Below are 20,713 nucleotides of genomic sequence, written 5' to 3'. Positions count from 1 at the left end.
GTCGCCTCAGTCCAGTCCGCGCGCGGTGAGGGTGTCGGCGAAACCGTCGGCGGTGCGCAGGGCGGCGAGGACGACCGGCGCGACGAGGATGCGTGGACCGGGCCGGAGCCCGCGAGCCTTGCGTGCCTCGTCGACCTCCCGCACCACCTCGACCATCAGCGGGATCGCCCGAATGGTCAGCGCCAGCGCGAGGGCGATGAGGTCCACGCGCACCCCGAGCCGTCTCAGGGGGCCGAGCGCACGGACGATCGTGTCGAGCATGTCCGTCGTGCGGGTGGTCAGCGAGACGGCCGCGGCGAGTGCGACCGACAGCGCGAGGACGCCGCAGACGATTACCGCCCGCCGCCAGTCGGTGAAGACGACCTGGAACGCGAAGATGAACAGCAGCAACCACATCAGTGGCCGCAGCTGCCGCCACGCCTCGCGCGGCCCGATCCCCGCCAGCGCGTAGACGACCGCGACCCCGGCCGTCGCGATGCCGAGGGCGGTGAGCGACCGGACCGTCAGCGACAGCACCAGGATCACCACGCCCATCGCGACGAACTTGACGCCTGCGGGCAGTCGGTGCAGCAGCGTGTTGCCGGGACGGTAGACGCCGAGGACGTTCACGACATCATCCCGCGGTAGGCGGCCAGCGCAGGCCGAGGTTCGTCGTCGACGACGACCCGCCCCTCGTCGATGACGATGACGCGGTCGAAGTCGGCCAGGATGTCGAGATCGTGGCTGACGACGACGAGTTGCTCGTCGAGGGTCGCGAACACGTCGGTGAGCATGCGGGTGTTGCGCAGGTCGAGCAGGGTGGTGGGTTCGTCGGCGACGATGATCGCGGGGTCGGTCACGAACACCGACGCCAGGGCGAGGAGCTGCTTCTGCCCGCCGGAGAGCCGCTGGGCCGGATGGTCCGCGTGGTCGGCGAGGCCGAATCGGGCGAGCACCTCGCCGGCACGCTCGGCGCGCGCGGACTTGTCGAGATCGGTTCGACGAAGCGACAGTTCGATGTCCTCGCGGACCGTCGGCATGATGATTTGACGGTCGGGGTCGGAGAAGATGAAGCCCACCCGGCGTCGGACCTCACGCTTGTTCTTCGCGACCGATAGCCCGTCGACGATGACGGTCCCGGAGTCGGGCACGACGAGCGCGTTGATCATCCGCGCCAGCGTCGACTTGCCGCTGCCGTTGGCGCCGACGATCCCGATCCGGTTCTCCGACAACGTCAGTGAGACCTCGCGCAGGACGACCCGGTCGCCGTAGGCGTGGGTGACATCGGTGAATTCGATCATCGCCGCTGGGGTGGGGCGGCTTCTCAGCCGGCCACGGTGCCGGATCGGCGCGCGCGCAACGGTTCGATGAGGCCCGGCCGGCCGCGGTGGACCTGGGCCGCGACCAGGGCCGCGATGACGCACTTGGCGATGTCGCCGGGGATGAACGAACCGTTGGTCGCGATGGCCGCCCACAGTGTCAGGTCGGTCCGCACCAGCAGGCCGAGCACCCCGCAGGCGTAGAGGACGACGATGCCGCCGAGCGCGTTGATGCCGATGCCCCACAGCACGCGATATTTCCCGGAGCCCGTCTTCCCGCCGGTCGAGACCATGAGTGCGGTCAGCACCCCGATGACGATGACCGCCGGGAGGAACCCGATGAAGTATCCGGCCGTCGGGGAGGACAGCGCGGTGAGGCCGTTGCGTCCGCCCGAGAGGATCGGGAGTCCGGCGATCGCCAGCACCATGAAGATGACCACGGCCAGCGTGCCCTTCCGCGGGCCGAGGACCGCCCCGGCGAGGATGACCCCGAGCGACTGGAACGTGATCGGCACACCGCTGGTGCCGATGTTGATGGTCCCGGGCAGGCCGAGCGCGGCGATCAGCGCGGCGAACACGGCGGCCTGGGTGAGGTCGCCGATGCTCAGCGACCAGCGGTTGGGGGATTTCGGCGATGCAGTCATGTCGATTCCGGAGTATTTCACGCGGCGGCGGCGCAGCCGCACCCACCGGGCGGGGTGACCAGGTATCGACGCCGGTCCGCCCACTAGACTCGGCCCGGTGACAGACACTTCTTCTGCGAACTCGTCCTCTCCCGAGGATTTCCTCGAGGGCCCGCGGCCGGTGCTCGTCGTCGACTTCGGCGCGCAGTACGCGCAGCTGATCGCGCGTCGGGTGCGGGAAGCGCGGATCTACTCGGAGGTGATCTCGCACGAGGCGCCGATCGCGGAGATCCAGGAGAAGGATCCGGTCGCGATCATCCTGTCGGGCGGACCGTCGTCGGTGTACGCGGAGGACGCGCCGGACCTCGATCCCGCCCTCTTCGACCTCGACGTCCCGGTCTTCGGCATCTGCTACGGCTTCCAGGCGATGGCGGACAAGCTGGGCGGCGAGGTGGCCAACACCGGCGGGCGCGAGTTCGGCCGGACGACGTTCACGACCAACGGCGAAGGCGTTCTCCACCAAGGTCTCTCGGACACCCAGCCGGTCTGGATGAGCCACAACGACGCCGTCCAGTCCCCGCCGGAGGGGTTCACCGTCACCGGGTCGACGCCCGGCGCGCCGGTCGCATCCTTCGAGAACCTGAAGCGCCGGATGGCCGGTGTGCAGTACCACCCCGAGGTGCTGCACACACCGCACGGCCAGCAGATCCTCACCCGTTTCCTGTACGAGATCGCCGGTCTCGAGGCCACCTGGACGGCGGCCAACATCGCCGACGCGCTGATCGACGCGGTCGCCGACCAGATCGGTGACGGGCGGGCCATCTGCGGGCTCTCCGGCGGCGTGGATTCCGCGGTGGCCGCCGCGCTGGTGCAGCGCGCCATCGGCGATCGTCTGACCTGTGTCTTCGTCGACCACGGTCTTCTGCGCGCCGGAGAACGCGAACAGGTACAGCACGATTTCGTCGGGGCGACCGGGGCGAAGCTGGTGACGGTCGACGCCGCCGACACCTTCTTGCGTGAGCTGTCCGGCGTCAGCGACCCCGAGACCAAGCGCAAGATCATCGGCCGCGAGTTCATCCGGTCGTTCGAGGGTGCGGTCAGCGAGGTCCTCGGCGAGGAGGCCGAGGCGGGGGAGAAGGTCGACTTCCTCGTCCAGGGCACGTTGTACCCCGACGTCGTCGAGTCCGGCGGCGGCAGCGGCACCGCGAACATCAAAAGTCATCACAACGTCGGCGGTCTGCCCGACGACCTCGAGTTCAGTCTCGTGGAACCGCTGCGTCTGCTGTTCAAGGACGAGGTGCGTGCGGTCGGCCGCGAACTGGGGCTGCCCGAGGAGATCGTCGCCCGCCAGCCGTTCCCCGGGCCCGGCCTGGCGATCCGCATCGTCGGCGAGGTGACCGGCGACCGACTGGAGACGCTGCGCAAGGCCGACCTGATCGCGCGCGAGGAACTGACCGCCGCCGGCCTCGACTCGCAGATCTGGCAGTGTCCGGTCGTGTTGCTGGCCGACGTGCGCAGTGTGGGCGTGCAGGGAGACGGCCGCACCTACGGCCACCCGATCGTGCTGCGCCCGGTGTCGAGCGAGGACGCGATGACCGCGGACTGGACGCGTGTGCCCTACGAGGTCCTCGAGATCATCTCCACCCGCATCACCAACGAGGTCGCCGAGGTCAACCGGGTGGTGCTCGACGTGACGAGCAAGCCGCCGGGCACCATCGAGTGGGAATGAGCTGACGAGAGCGGCCGGTGGCGTCTGCCACCGGCCGCTCTCGTCTGCGCGTGCCGGGTCTCAGCGCCGGGAACGCGTGCCGGACACGATCAGCACGAGTCCGACCAGCAGCCCGATCCCGACGACGACCCATCCGAGGTCGGCGGCGTCGGGAAGCGCCGGCCCGTCGGCGAGCCCCCACCCGGCCACGGCAAGGGCGGCGAGTCCGAGCAGCCCCAGACCGGGAGCGCGATGGGTGGCGCCACAACCTCGGTCGTCATCGGTGCCGGAAGCGTTCATCTCAGTGCTCATCGCAGGACCTCTACCTCTCCCAATCCGGTGCGGGCCTCGATCTGCAGGACCGGGCCATCGGTGCCGTCACGTCCGCCGTCGAGCCCGGTGGGGCAGTTGTAGTCGCCGACACCGGTCTGGCAGTCGGCACGCACGTTCATCGTCTCCGGCACGTGGACCGTGATCTTGCCGACCCCGCTCTCGAGTCGTACGGTCCGGTCGGCGGTGAGTTCGACCGCGCGCAGGTCCAGGGCCATCTCGCCGATGCCGAGTGAGTACTCGGCCTGGATGTCGTTCTCGGTCAACGGCTTCCACTCGCGGTCACCGACCCCGCCGGGCGGCAGCGGGCCGGACAGGCCGTTGACCCCGGAGATCACGGTGGTGACGATGACCGCGGCACCGAGAGAGACCGCGATGGGCGCCAGGCCCGTGCTGTGCTCGCCGGTGCGACGCTTGACGACGGCCGCGACGAGGAGTCCGGCTCCGATCACGGCGAGGGAGAGCGACAGGATGTGGGGGACGGTGAACCACTCGACACCCATCTGGTGCAGGCCCGCACCGATCGCACCCACGATGGTCGCCAGACCGACCACGATCAGGGTCAGCGGTGAGCGACGGTGCCGACGGACGGCCGGTTCGGCCGGGCGGGTCGGTTCGGGCAGATCCCAGGCGAACCGCGCCGCTCCCAACGGATCCCACGCGGGTGGACTCGCCTCGAGTGGTTCGTTCTTCGACAGTTCGACTTCCGGCACCGGGGTGGCCGGGTGTTCGGTGGCCGGATTCCCGCCGATCGCGGACGGGCCCGGTGCTTTGGTCATGGATACTCCTGGGGTCTGGGGGCCGTCCGTGGGGGTGACCGCGCCGGGGGCCGGGTGGCTCATCGCGCGCGGCACCCACCGTTCGAACTGCCCGGCCGCCGGTGGCGGGACGACGATGTCGGTGACCGCCGCGGTGTCGATGCTGGTACCGGCCGGTGGAGTCGGGGTCCGCAGGTACAGCAGGTACCAGCCGCCGAGCATCAGGATCGCGCCGACGAGCCCGCCCGAGCCCCAGGTGCGATTGGGGCCGAATGAGGTGACGATGACGATCGCGAGCACGACCAGCAGGATCACCTGCGGATTCCCCAGGCCGTGCATCGAGTTGTGCGACGCGGTGTGACCGGCCCGGGGGGAATCGACACGGAGCGCATCGGCGCGGGCGCGTCCGGCGCCCGGGAACGCGACCCAGGCCGCGAGGTAGAGGATGAGTCCGCTGCCGCCGAAGAAGGCGGCCACCACGAACGCGACCTTCACCAGAGTCGGGTCGACGCGATACCGGGCGGCGATGCCGGTGCACACGCCGGCAATCGTCCGATCGTCGGGCCGATACGGACGGGTCGCCCACAGGCCCTGGATCTGCTGCTGGAACTCCTTGGTGTCCATGACGATCATCGTGCCGCCCGTCCGGCCCCGGACACATCGGGTGATCCCCTGAATTGTCCCCCGGAGAATCCGCCAGGCCCGGGGGCGGCGGAGCGGACACACCCTGAGATCGCGGCGCATGAACCGGGGTTGACCCCGATGTCGCGAAGCCGATCGCATGGGACGATCGAGGAGTGAGTCGAATGGAGGTCGAGCCGGTCCCGAAACTGGTGCGCCGCGACGGCGGCCGCGTCGTCGCCGGTGTCGCCGGCGGATTGGCCGATCATCTCGGGGTCGAGGTCTTCCGCGTGCGGATCGTCTTCGTGGTCCTGGCCGCGCTGGCCGGCGCCGGGGTCGCCGCCTACGGGCTGCTGTGGTTCTTCTGCCCGCAGGGCGACGACACCGCGTCACCGGCACCGGGAGAGCGTCGTCAATCCCTCGGTCTGGCGATGGTCGGGCTGGTGGCCATGGGCGTGGTCGGATTCGCGGCGTCGGGGACCCCGGCGGAGTACCTCATCCCGTTCGTCTTCATCGCGTTGGGCGCCGCCCTCGTGTGGCGCGAATTCGATACATCCCCGCGCGCACCCCGCACCCCACTGCGCACTTGGACGCGGTTGATCGGCGGCGTCGCGCTCGTTGTCGGCGGCCTCGTGGTCGTGGTGGTGGCCGGGGATCGCAGCTTCGGCGGTCTCAATTCCACGATCCTCGCGGTCGGGGCGACCCTGATCGGCGTCGTCCTGTTGACCGTGCCCCTGTGGATGCGGATGCTGCGCACCATCAACGAGGAGCGCTCGGCCCGCATTCGCAACGCCGAGCGCGAGGAGATCGCCTCGCATCTGCACGACTCGGTCCTGCAGACCCTGGCCCTGATCCAGAAGAAGGCGGGCCGCCCCGAGGAGGTGGCACGCCTGGCCCGGAGTCAGGAACGCGAGCTGCGGGCCTGGCTGTTCGGCGACCCGGCCACCGAACGCGGCTCGCTCGCGGCCGCACTCCGGAGTGTCGGCGCCGAGGTCGAGGACGCCTACGGTATCGAGGTGGAGATCATCACCGTCGGCGATCTGCGTCCGGACAACACCCGGGACGCCAAACGCTGGTCGGCTCTCGTGGGGGCCACCCGCGAGGCGCTGGTCAACGCCGCCAAGCACTCCGGTGAACGCACCGTGGACGTGTACGGCGAGATCACCGACGACGAGGTCGAGGTGTATGTCCGTGACCGGGGAATCGGTTTCGACCCCGACGCCGTCGACGACGACCGCCAGGGCATCTCCCGGTCGATCCGCGCACGTGTGGAGAGGATGGGCGGCCGCGTGCGGATCACGTCGACCCCCGGGCGCGGGACGAACGTGGGTCTGATGATGCCGCGTGGTGACGGGGGATCGGGATCGATCGACGAGAGAGCGGACGACACCCGACGCTCTGCCGAGGTGACCGTCGACGCGGTCGCCCCGACCGACAACAGGAAGGCACGATGACGCCGAGTTCCCCGAGTTCCGACCCGACCGGCCCCGGTCCGGTGACCTTCTATCTCGTCGACGACCATGCGGTCTTCCGCTCCGGGGTCCGTGCCGAACTGGCCGACGAGCCGGGCCTGCGCGTCGTCGGCGAGGCGGGCACCGTACCCGAGGCAATCGACGGGATCGTGGCGGCGGCTCCCGATGTGGTCCTGCTCGACGTGCACATGCCGGCCGGCGGCGGGGTGGCGGTCCTGCGCGGGGTGCTCGATCGACTCGGATCGAACGGAACGGGTTCGAATGCAACGGGTTCGACACCGCCGGTCTTCCTGGCCCTGAGTGTGTCGGACGCGGCCGAGGATGTCATCGCGACCATCCGGGCCGGTGCCCGCGGTTACGTGACCAAGACGATCGCGGGCCCGGAACTCGCCGACGCGGTCCGCCGGGTCGCCGACGGCGACGCGGTGTTCAGCCCACGTCTCGCGGGTTTCGTCCTCGACTCGTTCACCGGAAAATCCTCGGCACCCGAACCGCCGCTCGACCCCGAACTCGACTCGCTGACCAGGCGCGAACTGGAGGTGTTGCGCCTGCTGGCGCGCGGGTACACCTATCGGGAGATCGCCGAGGAGCTGTTCATCTCGATCAAGACGGTCGAGACACATGCGTCGAACGTTTTGCGGAAGACCCAGCAGTCCAACCGCAATGCCCTCACCCGATGGGCGGCCACCCGTCACATCGGCTGACCGCAGCGGCGCCGGCTCAGCGCAACAGCGCGATCGCGAGTACGACGACGACCGCGAGCACGGCGAAGAACACGAAGATCGACACCGCCAGTGCCGTGCTCGACGTGCCCGGCGCCGGCGGACCGGGGTTCGGTTGCCGGGATTCGGACGAGTACTGCTGGGAGGCAGGCGGTCTCGGCGTCGACGAATGTGGTTGCGGCGTCGACATCAGGGTCGGGGACATGCCGCGACGTGTGTCCGGAAGGTCGCGGGAGCCGCGATCGGCGGACATCGTCGGGGCGTAGGGGGGCAGGGTGGCACCGGCCGGACGATGCGAACCGGTCGTCGACGACCGGCCGCCGCGCTGTGACCAGGTCGGCGTGCCCGCTCCGGGCCGGGTGATGAGGCCGGTCAGGACCTGGTCGCGGGTGCCTCGGGAACCGGCCGCGAACGAGGTGAGCATGTCTCGTGCCTGACTCATCGTCGGGCGTTTGGTCGGGCTCGGTTCCAGGAGGCGCAGCAGGATCGGCTCGAGCTCGGCGGCATTCTGCATGGGATTGATGCGTGCGCGTGCGACCTTGTGTAGCAGCGCGATCGAGTTGTCGTCGACACCGAAGGGCGGCTGACCCTCCACCATCGTGTAGACGGTCGCGCCCAGCGAGTAGACGTCCGAGGCCTCCTGCGGATCGGCGCCGCGCGCGACCTCGGGAGCGAAATACGCAGGCGTTCCGGTGATCACGCCGGTCTGGGTGAGAGTGACATCGTCCTTCGCCCGCGAGATCCCGAAGTCGGTGATCTTGACCAGGCCGGTCTGCCGTCCGCCCTCGGCGATGAGGATGTTGCCGGGCTTGATGTCGCGGTGCACGATCCCCGCGGCGTGGGCCTCGACCATCGCATCGGCCACCTGGGCGCCGATCTGGGCGGCCTCGGCGGGCGCGAGAGTCTTTGTGGTGTGCAAGATCTGGGCCACACTGCGGGAGGGTAGGTATTCCATGACCAGCCAGGGCTCACCCCGGTCGAGGGCGACGTCGTGCATGGCGATCGCATTGCGGTGGGAGAGCTTCGCGGCGATCCGCCCCTCCCGCATGGCCCGCTTGCGCACGTTGTCGGCGGAGTCCTCGGTGAGGCCCTCGGTGGAGACGACCTGCTTGACGGCGACGTCACGGTCGAGGAGCTGGTCGCGGGCGAGCCACACGGTTCCCATGCCGCCGCCGCCGATGCGCGACTTCAGACGGTACCGGCCGGCCACCAGGTACTGGGGACCCGGCGCATGGTGGGTTCCGGCGGTCGTCGACATACGGAGATGATAGCGGCGAGGTCGACGCCGCGGGCACCGCACTTGACAGCCATCTCGTACGTATGTTCGACTCCCATCATGCGATGGTCGGATCAGGCGGTCGAGGTCGACGACGGGTCGCTCCCGGGGCTGAGCCGCTCGGGTCTGGTGCGGTCGGTGCGTACGCCCGATTTCGAGGGTGTCACATTCCACGAGGTGCTGGCCAAGAGTGCGCTCAACCGCGTGCCGGAGGCCTCGCAGCTCCCGTTTCAGTTCACGGTCAACACCTTTCGCGGGTGCACGCATGCCTGCCGCTACTGTTTCGCCCGTCCGACGCACGAGTACCTCGACCTCGACGCGGGCACCGATTTCGACACCCAGGTCGTGGTGAAGCTCAACGTCGCGGCGGTGTTGCGCAAGGAACTCAAACGCCGGTCGTGGACCCGGGAGACGGTGGCGCTGGGCACCAACACGGACCCGTATCAGCGTGCCGAGGGGCGGTACCGACTCATGCCGGGCGTGATCTCCGCGCTCGCCGAGTCCCGGACGCCGTTCTCCATCCTGACCAAGGGCACCTTGATCCGTCGGGATCTTCCGCTGTTGCGTCAGGCTGCGGGGGAGGTCTCGGTCAGCGTCGGGATCTCGCTGGCGATCCTCGATCAGGACCTGCAGAAGAAGATCGAACCGGGGACGCCGTCGCCCCAGGCGCGGCTGTCGGTGATCCGCGATCTCGCCGATGCCGGCATCGCGCCGCATGTGATGGTGGCCCCCGTCATCCCGTACCTCACGGATTCGACCGCGCATCTCGACTCGTTGCTCGAGGCACTCGCCGAGGCGGGCGCGTCTGGTGTGACCGCGTTCCCGATGCATCTGCGATCCTCGACCAAGCCGTGGTTCCTCGAGTGGCTGGCGGAGGAGCATCCGGCGCTCATCCGCCGGTACCGGGGGCTCTACGGGCGTGGCGCCTATGTCACCCCGGAGTACTCCTCGTGGCTGCGTGACCGGATGAAGCCGCTCGTGCACCGGCATGGCCTGGCCGGTTCCGGCGGTCTCCGGCAATCGGGTCCCGACTCGCCGGCGACGGTGGCCGCGCCCGAGCTGCGGCACGCCCTCACCCTGTTCTGACCCGTGCCGTCCTGACCGCGCCCCTGAGCTGGGCTGTTTTCGGCGTGGATGCAAACATCCTGTGCTGCGCAACGGCTTTCGGCTTCGGTTGACGCTTGTCGGTGGTTGGTTCTACTCTCGAACAATCGAAACAGTGTTCGAATGATCGGCGGACGAGGGGCCTCCTCGGGATCGTTCGGGAACTGTGTCGAGAACCCTGATGGCGCGCACCTTCCCGGCTCGCTCGAGAACTACTCATGTCGACTGGAGGGTGCCGGATGGATGTCTCTGCTGGTGTGGCCGTGACCGATGCCGTGACCGATACGGCGGCCGGTGGCCGGGCCGACGAGCTGGCGGGTTTGCGCCGGCGGATGGCGGCCATGTCCGGTCGGCCCGACCAGCGGGTGGTCGAGGTCCGAGACCGGTCGGTGGGTGTCCTTCCCGTGCCGGAATCGTTGTCGGACATCTTGCCGCACAACGGTATTCCGCGAGGGTCGGTGGCCCGGCTCGACGGCGCCCGTTCGGTGCTGATCGCGATGATCGCTTCGGTGACCCGTGCGGGTGGACAGGTGGGGATCGTCGGGTTGCCCCGGTTGAGTCTGCTGCCCGCGGCGGAGATGGGCGCCGACCTGTCCCGCATCGCCACCATCCCCGATCCCGGTCCCGACCCGGTCGAGGTGGCAGCGGTGCTGCTCGACGGTATGGACCTGGTGATCCTGGACCTGGGGAGCGGTGGCGAGGGTGCTCGCCCGCGGAACGAGATGGTGGCCCCCTCGCGTGCCCGGGTGGTCATGGGCCGCGTGCGCAAACAGTCGTCGGTGCTGCTGGTGACCGGTGGTGCATGGCCGGGTGCGCAACTGGCCCTCGAGGCCCGTGTCCTCACCTACCGGCACAGTCCGGGCCTGCCCGGCCGGTCTGCTCCCGCCTCCCGCGCGGCCGGTCTCGACTCCGCACGCAGCGGCTACGGCCGCATCGGCGGGATGCGGCTGGAGGTCACGGTGTCGGGCCGCGGCCGGCGATCCGAGAGCACCGAGGTCGAACTCCGGGCGACGGGCCACGGTGCCGATCGCACGGTCGAGATGGTCGCGGCGGCGACCGTCTCCCCGGTGCTCGCGGTGGCGAACTGATGCCCTCCGGAGAGCAGGGGTCCCGGCGTATCCTCGCGCTCTGGTGCCCGGACTGGCCGGCGATGGCCGCGGCGGCCGAGGCGGATCTGCCCCCGCTGCATCCGGTCGCGGTGCTGTCGGCGAATCGGGTGGTGGCCTGTTCGGCCTCGGCACGGGCCGCCGGTGTGCGGCGGGGAATGCGGAAGCGACAGGCGCAGGCGGCGTGCACGGAGATGACCGTGGTCGCCGCCGACGAGAACCGGGACGGACGGCTGTTCGAACCGGTGGTCGCCGCGGTCGCCGAGGTGATCCCCGCCCTCGAAGTGCTCCGGCCGGGTCTCCTGGTGATCGCCGGCGACCGTGCCGCCCGCTACTTCGGCGGGATGGAGGCCCTCGCGGAGGAGCTCGTCGACGTGGTGTCGGCGTGCGGCATCGAGTCGCAGGTCGGCATCGCCGACGAGATCTTCACCGCCGTCCTCGCCGCCCGGAACGGGCATCAGGTGGAGCCCGGGGGTGACCGGGAGTACCTCGCCGGCCGCCCCGTCGCCGACCTCGCCGTCGAACCCAGCATGAGCGATCCGTCCCGTGCCGATCTCGTGGAGTTGCTGCGCCGGTTGGGGATCGGCACGATCGGCGCCTTCGCCGACATGTCCGTCACCGACGTCGCCACCCGGTTCGCCCGGGATGCGGTCGTCGCGCACCGGCTGGCCAATGCGCTGCCGGGGCGTGTCCCGTCGTCACGTGGTGTGCCGGCCGAACTCGACGTCGACCACACCTGCGACCCGCCGGTCGACCGCATCGACGTCGCGGCGTTCATCGGTCGCACCCTCGCCGACGTGCTGCACCGACGCCTGCGTGATGCCGCGGTGGCCTGCACGCGACTCACCATCATCGCGACCACCGAACGCGGACAACAGCATTCGCGAACCTGGCGATGTGCCCAACCGCTGACGCCGGAGACGACCGCGGATCGTGTCCGATGGCAACTCGAGGGGTGGCTGACCGGCGCGGCGCGGCCCACCTCCCCGCGGGTCGAGCCGCGCGCAGCGAGGAGCAGTGCCCGACCCGACTCGCCGATCGTCCGGCTGCGGCTCGAACCGGTCGAGGTCGTCGAGGCCGGGGCCCTGCACTATCAGCTCACCGACGATCTCTCCCGTGGCGGGCTGGCCGGTGAACCGGATGTGGAGGAGCGCGCCCGGCGTTCGCTGGTGCGGATACAGGGGCTGCTGGGCGGGGATGCGGTCCGTATTCCCGTGCTGAGCGGTGGTCGTGGACCCGCCGAACGGATCACCATGGTCTCACTGGGCGACGAGCCGGCTCCGCGCCGGGATCCGTCGGCGCCGTGGCCCGGACGCCTGCCACAACCCAGCCCGACGGTGCTGGTGGAGACCGCGATCCACGTGCTCGACGCCGTGGGGCAACCGGTGAAGGTGACCGATCGCGGGGCCTTCACCGCCGAACCGGTGACCGTCGCGCTGGCCTCGTCCCGGGCGCGCCGGTCGAGTTGGGGCCTGTGCTGGTGGGCCGGGCCGTGGCCGGTCGGAGGCGCCGACCGGCCAGCCGGGGCCTCGGTGCCGACCGGAGCCGCCGAGACCGGACTGACCGCGCGGGCGCAGGTGCTGCTCGACGATTCGCGCGCCCTGCTGCTGTGCTACCGCGCCGGGGAGTGGATCGTCGAAGGTGTCTACGAGTGACTGCGTCCCGCGGAGTGGCCTTCGGGAAGAAACGCCGCGACCGAAAGCGTGCGCGTTCGCCTCGAAGATGCCACTCTCGACGCATGGCACGTACCTGGTTGTCGGTCACCGTGGAACTGCTCGGTGGTCGTGGAATCGATTTGTGGCCCTGGCCCGGAAGGGTTTTCGCGGTCGGGCCGGCGCACACGTTCAAGGATCTGGCGACCGCCATCGATGACGCGTTCGCTCGATGGGATCGTTCCCATCTGTCACTGTTCACCCTGGACGACGGCCGGGTCGTCGCCGACGCCGCGCTCGGTGCCGACCTGGCCGGTGGTATCGGCGGCCCGATCTCCGAGCCCGTGGACATCGCCACGGCCAAGGTCGCCGCGTTCGCAGCGACCGGTTCCGAGTTCCAGTACACCTTCGATCTAGGCGACGAGTGGACCCATCGGTGCGTCGTGGGAGATCTGAAGGTCGACCCGGTGGACGTGTTGGGCATCAAGCCGACAGCGCCGCTGGCGTACTTCGGTTGGGGCGACATCCCGGATCAGTACGGTCGACGGACGGCCGATGGGGACGACGAGACGCCACCACGCCCCACCGTTCCTCATCCGATGCTCGTCGGCCAGTGGCCCGCGCAGAAGGAGATACGTGAACTCGATCTGGGCGAGGTACGCGGGTCGATCGCGTCGTCGGATGCCGATCGTTTCCTGGATGCCGTCATCGGATGCGATCTGCACGACGCACTCCAGCAGGTCGGCCCCGGGGTACCGATGGCACTGCAGAAGCGCCGCGAGCGAGCCGAACCGGTGGCTGTGTCGATCGTCGAACAACTCAAACGACGGGGAGAGGCCGGCGACGCCGAACTCGCCGAGGAACTGCTCGCGAGCCTGCGCGGGGAACCCGCGCCGGGACGGCCGATCGCGGTGGATCTCGAGATGCTCAGCGACGAGATGGAGGGTGATCCGAACCGGTCCACCGGCGGACTCATCGACCTGAGCACCGGCTTCGTGTACAACGACGAGATGCTCGACCCGGGCGTGCTCGATGAGGAGATCGACGTCGAGGAGGACCCGGACCGCTGGCTGCGCTTCGACTGCATCGGTTCGCGCGACAGCTGGCGGGACATGGCCGATTTCGCCACGCGCACCACCGATCCCGACCTGCGAAACCGTCTGGAGCGCGCGATCGAGGGACGAGGTGCGTTCCGCAGGTTCCGGGACGTCGTCCACGAAGCGGGTGTGAGTCAGCAGTGGTATGCGTTCTCCACCGACCGCAAGTTCGGACGGGCACGCAAATTCCTGGTCCGTGAAGGCATCCGACCGATCTGACTCAACTGTTGTGCCCCCGCGCGATGACCGGCCACCGGCTGTCCGAGCCGTCGATCGCCACCAGTTCGTCGACGAGATTGACCGCAGTGCAGACGTGGTTCGGCACCACCCGGATCACGTCGCCCAACCGGGGGGCTGACGTCGATTCCGCCGGGAACTCCACCACCGCGTGATGTTCGGACAACTGCACGACGCGGGCGTCGGGGTGATCGAGGAGGCGTCCGTGGCCGGTCGCCCAGGCGGCTCGGTCGGCGCCGAGGATCTTGCTGCCGGCGTCGAGGACGATCCGTCCGGGTTCGCTCCGCACCACGGTTGCCACCGCGGTCAGAGCGACGTCGTCGAATCCGCAGGTGCCGATCTCGACCTGCTGGGCGTCGTTGAGGGGATACACGCCCGGACGGATCTCGGTGAGCACGCCCGCATACGTGGGGTCGCCGACGAATTCGACGGTGGGTGTGGATCCGCCGCTGCGCACCCGCGGATCGATGCCCTGCGCTCGGAGACTCTCCGCCGCCGTACGCAGTGCCGCCACCTCCTGTTCCGCGGCCCGCCGGCGGGTGTCGCCGACGCCGTAGCCGTGGCCGGGGAAGGTGAAGACGCCGACGACGTCGAGCCCCGCTGACACGCCCGCCGCCGCGACGCCTCCGGCGTCCCCGGGTGCGGTCCCGGTGCGGTGTTGCCCGGAGTCGACCTCGACGAGTGCCTCGACCCGCTGCCCGCCGAGCAGCGCCCCGAGATGCCGTGCGCCCTCCGCCGAGTCGACACCCACCCGTAGCGACACCCGGTCTGCGAGGGCGCGTAACCGGGCGGCTTTCGCCGGGGTCGGCCAGATGGGATAGGCGATGAAGATGTCGGTGCACGAGGTGATGTCGGCGGCGTCGGCGAAGGCCTCGGCCTCGCCGATGGTGGCCACCGCCAGCCCCGTGGCACCGGAATCGATCTGCATCCGCGCGATCTCGGCGCATTTGTGGGTCTTCGCATGCGGCCGGAAGTCGACGCCCGCCGATCGCGCGCGGTCGGCGAGCACCGCGAGGTTGCGCGTCATGCGGTCGACGTCGACCTCGAGATACGGGGTGTCGATCACGCGTCCCGCCCGCCGGCGTCACGATCCGAACGGCCCAGCGCCGCCGCCGATTCGCCGAAGACCAGGTACTCCTGGTGCAGGATGCGGGTGGTCAGTCCGGGGGTGACGCGGTGCCCGATCTCGGCGACGAGCCCGACCAGCGAGTCGACGCGCTTGGGTCGATCGATGATCGCGTGCAGCACGCGCGCCGCGGCCCGGTCGACGTTCCAGGTCCCGGGCTGGTTGTCGTAGGCCTCGGTGGGCGCGATCATCCGCGTCTTCACGAGGGGGAGACGGACATTGGAGAAGGTCACGTGGTCGGACACCGTTTCGGTGCCGGTGACGTCGCTGAAGGCCTCCAGAGCGGCTTTTGACGCCGCGTAGGCACCGAACCGCGGGCCACGCGACTGCACCGCGATCGAGGTCACGTTTACCACATGACCCGCCTGCCGGGCGATCATGTGCGGCAGCAGTCCGAGGACGAGGTTCACCGCGCCGAAGTAGTTGACCGCCATCACCCGGTGGTAGTCGTGAGACCGATCCACCGAGTTGATCGTGGCACGACGGATCGACCGGCCGGCATTGTTGACCAGGACGTCCACGTGACCGTGCGCGGCGAGCACGGTCTTGACGAGCGCATTGACCGATTCCTCGTCGGTGATGTCGCACTGGTATGCGGTCACCTGACCGGGCGGGATGCCCTTCTTGCTCGTCGTCGAGTTCAATTCCTCGGTCGCCGATTCCAGTTCGTCGGCGTTGCGGGCGACGATGAGGACGTTGGCCCCGCGTGCGACGCACATCCGTGCGGTGGCCTTGCCGATCCCGCTCGACCCGCCGGTGATGAGAACGTTCTTGCCGACGAGCGGCCCGCGCGGATCGGTGCGCCGGTTGCGTGACCGGTCGAGGTGTCGTGACCAGTAGGTCCACAGGCGCGGGGCGTAGTCGGCGAAGTCGGGCACGGTGATGCCGAGGTCACCCAGGACCGCCACGGTGGTGTCGGCGCGGAAGTCGACCGGCAGCGTCACCGCGTCGAGTACTGCCCCGGGGATCCCCTGCTGGGCGGCTACGAGGTTGCGTCCGACGCGCGCGATCCCCATGCCGGACAACGTCATCACGGGTTCCACCGCAGCCCGTGGGATGGCGTCGAACCCCTTCGGCGCCTTGAACGCCGGTGCCAGCGCGTTGTACATCTCGGTGGTGGTGAGCGACTTCGGGTCGCTGAGATGGAACACCAAACCGCTGCGCGTGGGGTTCACGCCGAGGAGGGCGACCATCGCGGCGGCGACGTAATCGACCGGCACGATGTTGAGCGTCCCGAGATCGGGCATCGGCAGTCGCAGCATCGAGGGCAGTCGGCCGAGCGTCGCGAGGTGGCCGAAGAAGTAGTAGGGACCGTCGATCTTGTCCATCTCGCCGGTGCGCGAGTCGCCGACCACGATCGACGGCCGGTAGACGCGCCAGCGGAGTCCCTCGCGTTCGCGCACGACACGTTCGGCCTCGAACTTGGTGCGATGGTAGGCAGTCGGAAAGCCCTGTCCGACTTCGAAGTCCATCTCGGTGAACCGCCCGCGGTGGTCACCGGCCACGGCGATCGAGGAGACGTGGTGGAACAGCGCATCGTGCGCGATCGCGAAGTCGGCGGCGCGCGAGGTCCCGACGACGTTGGCGGCGCGCTGTGACTCCGCATCGGCGGCCATGTCGTAGATCGCCGCGAGGTGGATGACGTGATCGATCGCGGGGACGGTGTCCGGTGCGATACCGAGTCCGGGTGCGGTCAGGTCGCCGACCACGGGTGTCACGCGGTCGCCCGCGTCGAGGTCGTCGAGCATGGCGACGAACGCCGCGCGCGAGGTCTCGCGTACCAGTGCGTGGATGGTGGCGTCGGGAGCGACGGTCAGGAGACGTTCGAGTACGCGTCGCCCGATGAACCCGCTGCCCCCGGTGATGAAGTAGCTCGTCATGGAAGAGATCCCATCAGATGGGCGGGCCGACGGCCCGCTGGCTGTCCACGGTCCGCGGGCCGCGGATCTGTCTGGTACTCAGGGTGACACTAACTTGCGGCGATGGCAATGACTACGCGCGCGGCGTCGCGCGCCCGTACGCGTCGATCGTGCGTCTCATTCCGTCGACTGTGCGTTCGACCCCGTCGATTGTGCACCGCGATCGCCCGACCAGGCCGACTTCCGCAACAGGCGGGCGCCGTTGAGCGCGACGAGCACGGTCGAACCCTCGTGCCCGGCCACGGCCAGGGGGAGTGGCAGGGTGCCGATGAGATCCCAGGTCACGAGGGTGAGGATCACGGTGGCGGCGATGCACAGATTGGCGATGACGTAACGGCGGGCGAGGCGGGACAGCCGTATCAGCGCGGGGACCGCGGTGAGGTCGTCACGCACGATGATCGCGTCGGCGGTCTGGACGGCGAGGTCCGCACCGCGACGACCCATCGCGATGCCGGTCCCGGCCGCCATGAGTGCCGGTGCGTCGTTGATGCCGTCGCCGACCACGAGCACGTGTCCCTCGATCTCGCCGACGATCCGGACCTTGTCCTCCGGCAGCAGGTCGGCGTGTACCTCGCGGATTCCGGTCCGGTCGGCGACGTCCGCGGCGACCGATGGCCGGTCGCCGGTCAGCAGCAGGACCGAACCCGACGTGACGTCGCCGATAAGCCGCACCGCCTCGGCGGCGTCGTCCCGCAGGCGATCGACGAGTTCGATCCGGCCGATCTCCCGCCCGTCGACGAGTACGCCGACCACCGTCCCGGTCGAACCGGCGACGGTGCGCTCGACGGTGACGCGGCGCCCGCCGACCGCCCCCGTCACCCCGCGTCCGGGAAGCGCCCGGAAACCCTCCACCGATTCGACGTCCAGTCCGCGGTCGGCGGCGGCGGTGACGATCGCGCGACCGAGGGGATGCTCGCTGGGGTACTCGACCGCGGCGGCCAGCGCCAACACCTGCGACGGGTCGTGACCGTCGAGCGCCGCCACGTCGACGACCTGCGGGCGTCCCTCGGTGAGGGTGCCGGTCTTGTCGAACGCGACGACCGAGGTCCGTCCCACCGACTCCATCACCGCGGCGGACTTGACCAGGACGCCGTGCCGACCGGCATTGGCGATCGACGCGAGCAGCGGCGGCATCGTCGACAGGACGACGGCGCAGGGCGAGGCGACGATCATGAACACGATGGCACGAAGCAGCGCCTCGTCGAAAGTATTGCCGAACAACATCACCGGGATGCCCAGCACCAGCAGGGTGGCGACGACGACGATGACGGAGTACGTCTGCTCGACCTTCTCGATGAAGAGCTGGGTCGGTGCCTTCGTCTCGGATGCCTCGGCCACGAGCGTCGCGATGCGGGCGATGGCCGACTCCGACGCCGGACGGGCGACCTCGACGATCAGCGCGCCGGTGCCGTTGACGGTGCCGGACAGCACGTCGTCGCCCGCCGCCCGCACGATCGGGACCGACTCGCCGGTCACGGCCTGCTGATCGACCTCGCTGCGGCCGTCGACGACGACGCCGTCCGCGCCCACCCGTTCGCCCGGACGGACGAGGATACGCTGGCCGACTTCGAGTTCGCGGCAGTCGATCTCGCGTGTCGTGCCGTCGGGCGCATACAGGGTGGCACGTTCGGGGGCCAGTCCGAGCAGGGCGGTCACCGAATCGGCGGTGCGCTGGGTGACGACGACCTCCAGAGCTCCCGAGGTCGCGAAGATCACGATCAGCAGCGCGCCGTCGAAGACCTGCCCGATCGACGCGGCGGCGACGGCGGCGACGATCATCAGCAGATCGACGTCGAGTCGTCGTCCCCGCAGTTCCTGCAGGCCCGATCGGGTCGGTTCCCATCCGCCGGCCAGATAGCACGCGAGATACGCGGTCCACCAGGACCATTCGGGCGCCTGGCTGATCTGGAGCAACCAACCCGCGAGGAACAGTGCCAGCGCGAGGCCCGCCCAGCGCACCTCGGGTAGCCGGAGTCCCGTCCGGAGGATCGACGGCGGGGTGCTCCCGCGGTCGGCTCCCGCGCGCGTCGAGTTGCGGGCCGTTCGTTCCGTCGTCTCCGCCGTACCCATCGTGTCTCCCGTCTGTCGTCGGCCCTCCTGCTGGTTGAGCCGGCACCGAGCGTGAGCGAGGCGCCGAGTCGAAGCCACTTGCCGACAGCCGCCCTCCTGCTGGTTGAGCCGGCACCGAGCGCGAGCGAGGCGCCGAGTCGAAGCCACTTGCCGGCAGCCACCCTCCTGCTGGTTGAGCCGGCACCGAGCGCGAGCGAGGCGCCGAGTCGAAGCCACTTGCCGACAGCCACCTTCCTGCTGGTTGAGCCGGCACCGAGCGCGAGCGAGGCGCCGAGTCGAAGCCACTTGCCGACAACCACCTCTCAGACAGTAACAGTTCATATGAAGATATTTTCATATGATGTCCGACCGGTAGCATCCGCTGCATGGGACACGGCATCGACGAAGGGATGCGGCCGGCTGCGCGGCTCGATCCGGAATCGGCCGTGCACGTCGCCACCACTCTGCAGGCGCTGGCAACCCCGAGCCGGCTGCTCATCCTCACCGAATTGCGGTCCGGACCGCGTTCGGTGACCGATCTCGCCGACGCCGTCGGCATGGAGCAGTCCGCGGTCTCCCATCAGCTCCGGTTGCTCCGCAACCTCGGGCTGGTCACCGGCACCCGGTCGGGTCGGTCGATCAGTTACAGCCTCTATGACAGCCATGTCGCCCAGCTGCTCGACGAGGCGGTCTACCACAGCGAACACTTGCGGCTCGGGCTCGCCGAGCGTCCGCAGTCGGCGGGTTGATCCGACGTCACCGAAAGTCATCGCATGACCAGTGACCACACGGCCACGTCGGGAGAACCGCTTCTGCTGATCGAGCAATCCGGACGGGTGCGGACGTTGGTCCTCAACCGTCCGGAGGTCCGGAATGCGCTCAGCTCCGGCCTGATCGACGCTCTCCGTTCCGAATTGGCGAACGCGGATCACGACGATGACGTCGACGTCGTCATCCTCACCGGCGCGGGCTCGGCATTCTGCGCCGGCTTGGACCTGGCCGAGTTGGGCTCGTCGACCGAGAGTGCTCGACTGCTCGATCATGCGGACGTACCTGTCGGGCATCCGTGGCGCCCCATCTCGAAGCCGATCATCGGCGCCGTCAACGGTGTCGCCGCCACCGGTGGTCTGGAGTTCGCCCTCGCGTGCGATGTCCTGATCGCGTCCGAACGGGCTCGCTTCGTCGACACCCATTCGCGGGTTGGGGTGTTGCCGGGCTGGGGTCTGACGTCCCGATTGCCGGCAGCGGTCGGCCGGGGTTTCGCGCGCCGCATGAGCTTGTCCGGGGAGTTCGTCGATGCCCAGACGGCGCTGCGGGTCGGTTTGGTGACCGAGGTGGTGGCCCACGATCAGCTGATGGCCTCGGCGATGGAACTCGCGGTGTCCATGGCCGGGAGTGACCAACTCGCGGTGCGGACCATGCTCGACTCGTATCGACGTGCCGAGCAGCATCTCGTCGGCCCGGCGCTCGACGTGGAAAAGGACACGTCGGTCGAGTGGATGGCAGGTTTCGACCCCGCTCGGGTGGCCGATCGTCGGTTCGGCATCGTCGAGCGGGGCCGGGCCAACAGCTGAGTCCTCCCCGCTGTTGCATCGAACTTGTGTTCGATAAGCTT

18 protein-coding genes are annotated in these 20,713 nt (G+C 69.4%); 9 read left to right on the top strand and 9 right to left on the bottom strand.

The genetic code is table 11. The annotated features are described in order from the left end of the window. Positions 1-6: 6 nt before the first annotated feature. Genes JW364_RS02030 through JW364_RS02020 form a run of 3 tightly spaced genes read right to left on the bottom strand, consistent with a single transcriptional unit; the run spans position 7 to position 1,942 of the window. The gene (locus JW364_RS02030; protein WP_058250690.1) at positions 7-609 is read right to left on the bottom strand and encodes an energy-coupling factor transporter transmembrane protein EcfT; all 603 of its coding nucleotides are present in this window, start codon (positions 607-609) and stop codon (positions 7-9) included. Continuing rightward, on the bottom strand, positions 606-1,280 hold the full coding sequence (locus JW364_RS02025; protein ID WP_058250689.1) for an energy-coupling factor ABC transporter ATP-binding protein: 675 nt from the start codon (positions 1,278-1,280) through the stop codon (positions 606-608). Before JW364_RS02025 ends, JW364_RS02030 begins: the two co-directional genes overlap by 4 nt. Before the next feature lie 23 nt (positions 1,281-1,303). After that, positions 1,304-1,942 (bottom strand): biotin transporter BioY, encoded by a 639-nt coding sequence (locus JW364_RS02020; RefSeq protein WP_058250881.1) that lies wholly within the window; start codon positions 1,940-1,942, stop codon positions 1,304-1,306. Between the two features lie 160 nt (positions 1,943-2,102). On the opposite strand from JW364_RS02020, the gene guaA reads away from it, so the two are divergent. Next, positions 2,103-3,650, top strand: coding sequence for a glutamine-hydrolyzing GMP synthase (guaA, locus tag JW364_RS02015; protein ID WP_058250688.1), 1,548 nt, complete (start codon positions 2,103-2,105; stop codon positions 3,648-3,650). A gap of 60 nt (positions 3,651-3,710) precedes the next feature. Here guaA and JW364_RS02010 read toward each other — a convergent pair whose 3' ends face one another. Both JW364_RS02010 and JW364_RS02005 read right to left on the bottom strand, forming a co-directional pair. Beyond that, positions 3,711-3,941 (bottom strand): hypothetical protein, encoded by a 231-nt coding sequence (locus tag JW364_RS02010; RefSeq protein WP_058250687.1) that lies wholly within the window; start codon positions 3,939-3,941, stop codon positions 3,711-3,713. Beyond that, positions 3,938-5,350 carry a PspC domain-containing protein gene (locus JW364_RS02005; protein ID WP_078112081.1) on the bottom strand — a complete coding sequence of 471 codons (1,413 nt, stop codon included), beginning with the start codon at positions 5,348-5,350 and terminating at the stop codon, positions 3,938-3,940. Before JW364_RS02005 ends, JW364_RS02010 begins: the two co-directional genes overlap by 4 nt. A 173-nt stretch (positions 5,351-5,523) precedes the next feature. Between JW364_RS02005 and JW364_RS02000 the strand changes: the two genes are divergently transcribed. Continuing rightward, the gene (locus JW364_RS02000; RefSeq protein WP_058250685.1) at positions 5,524-6,792 is read left to right on the top strand and encodes an ATP-binding protein; all 1,269 of its coding nucleotides are present in this window, start codon (positions 5,524-5,526) and stop codon (positions 6,790-6,792) included. Further along, positions 6,789-7,514, top strand: a complete 726-nt coding sequence (locus JW364_RS01995) for a response regulator transcription factor (RefSeq protein WP_058250684.1) — start codon at positions 6,789-6,791, stop codon at positions 7,512-7,514. The genes JW364_RS02000 and JW364_RS01995 overlap by 4 nt, the downstream gene beginning before the upstream one ends. A gap of 16 nt (positions 7,515-7,530) precedes the next feature. Here the strand turns inward: JW364_RS01995 and JW364_RS01990 are convergent, their stop codons facing one another. After that, entirely contained in the window at positions 7,531-8,790 is a 1,260-nt protein-coding gene (locus tag JW364_RS01990; protein ID WP_058250683.1) for a serine/threonine-protein kinase, read from the bottom strand. 78 nt (positions 8,791-8,868) lie between these two features. Here JW364_RS01990 and JW364_RS01985 point away from each other — a divergent pair, with 78 nt between their 5' ends. From JW364_RS01985 to JW364_RS01970, 4 genes are all read left to right on the top strand, one after another. Next, entirely contained in the window at positions 8,869-9,894 is a 1,026-nt protein-coding gene (locus tag JW364_RS01985; protein WP_205333263.1) for an Rv2578c family radical SAM protein, read from the top strand. A 257-nt stretch (positions 9,895-10,151) separates the two neighbouring features. After that, the gene (locus JW364_RS01980; RefSeq protein ID WP_175404281.1) at positions 10,152-11,000 is read left to right on the top strand and encodes a hypothetical protein; all 849 of its coding nucleotides are present in this window, start codon (positions 10,152-10,154) and stop codon (positions 10,998-11,000) included. Continuing rightward, complete coding sequence (locus JW364_RS01975) at positions 11,000-12,673, top strand: DNA polymerase Y family protein (protein WP_205333264.1); 1,674 nt, start codon at positions 11,000-11,002, stop codon at positions 12,671-12,673. Before JW364_RS01980 ends, JW364_RS01975 begins: the two co-directional genes overlap by 1 nt. Positions 12,674-12,756: 83 nt before the next feature. Further along, entirely contained in the window at positions 12,757-13,986 is a 1,230-nt protein-coding gene (locus JW364_RS01970) for a UPF0158 family protein (RefSeq protein WP_205333265.1), read from the top strand. 1 nt (position 13,987) lies between these two features. On the opposite strand, the gene JW364_RS01965 is transcribed toward JW364_RS01970, so the two are convergent. The 3 genes from JW364_RS01965 to JW364_RS01955 form a co-directional block, all read right to left on the bottom strand. Continuing rightward, the gene (locus tag JW364_RS01965; RefSeq protein WP_165630260.1) at positions 13,988-15,070 is read right to left on the bottom strand and encodes an alanine racemase; all 1,083 of its coding nucleotides are present in this window, start codon (positions 15,068-15,070) and stop codon (positions 13,988-13,990) included. Next, positions 15,067-17,010, bottom strand: a complete 1,944-nt coding sequence (locus JW364_RS01960) for an SDR family oxidoreductase (protein WP_078112079.1) — start codon at positions 17,008-17,010, stop codon at positions 15,067-15,069. The genes JW364_RS01965 and JW364_RS01960 overlap by 4 nt, the downstream gene beginning before the upstream one ends. Positions 17,011-17,166: 156 nt before the next feature. Beyond that, complete coding sequence (locus tag JW364_RS01955; RefSeq protein WP_078112078.1) at positions 17,167-19,119, bottom strand: heavy metal translocating P-type ATPase; 1,953 nt, start codon at positions 19,117-19,119, stop codon at positions 17,167-17,169. 365 nt (positions 19,120-19,484) lie between these two features. On the opposite strand from JW364_RS01955, the gene JW364_RS01950 reads away from it, so the two are divergent. Next, positions 19,485-19,847, top strand: coding sequence for a metalloregulator ArsR/SmtB family transcription factor (locus JW364_RS01950; RefSeq protein ID WP_078112077.1), 363 nt, complete (start codon positions 19,485-19,487; stop codon positions 19,845-19,847). 24 nt (positions 19,848-19,871) lie between these two features. Next, on the top strand, positions 19,872-20,672 hold the full coding sequence (locus tag JW364_RS01945) for an enoyl-CoA hydratase (RefSeq protein ID WP_205333266.1): 801 nt from the start codon (positions 19,872-19,874) through the stop codon (positions 20,670-20,672). Positions 20,673-20,713 lie beyond the last annotated feature (41 nt).

Origin of the sequence: Gordonia sp. BP-119 (genome assembly GCF_016924115.1) — a bacterium.
Taxonomy (GTDB): Bacteria; Actinomycetota; Actinomycetes; order Mycobacteriales; family Mycobacteriaceae; genus Gordonia; species Gordonia hongkongensis.
The sequence above is the reverse complement of the archived record's forward strand: the minus strand, read 5'-3'. Positions and strand labels throughout refer to the sequence as shown.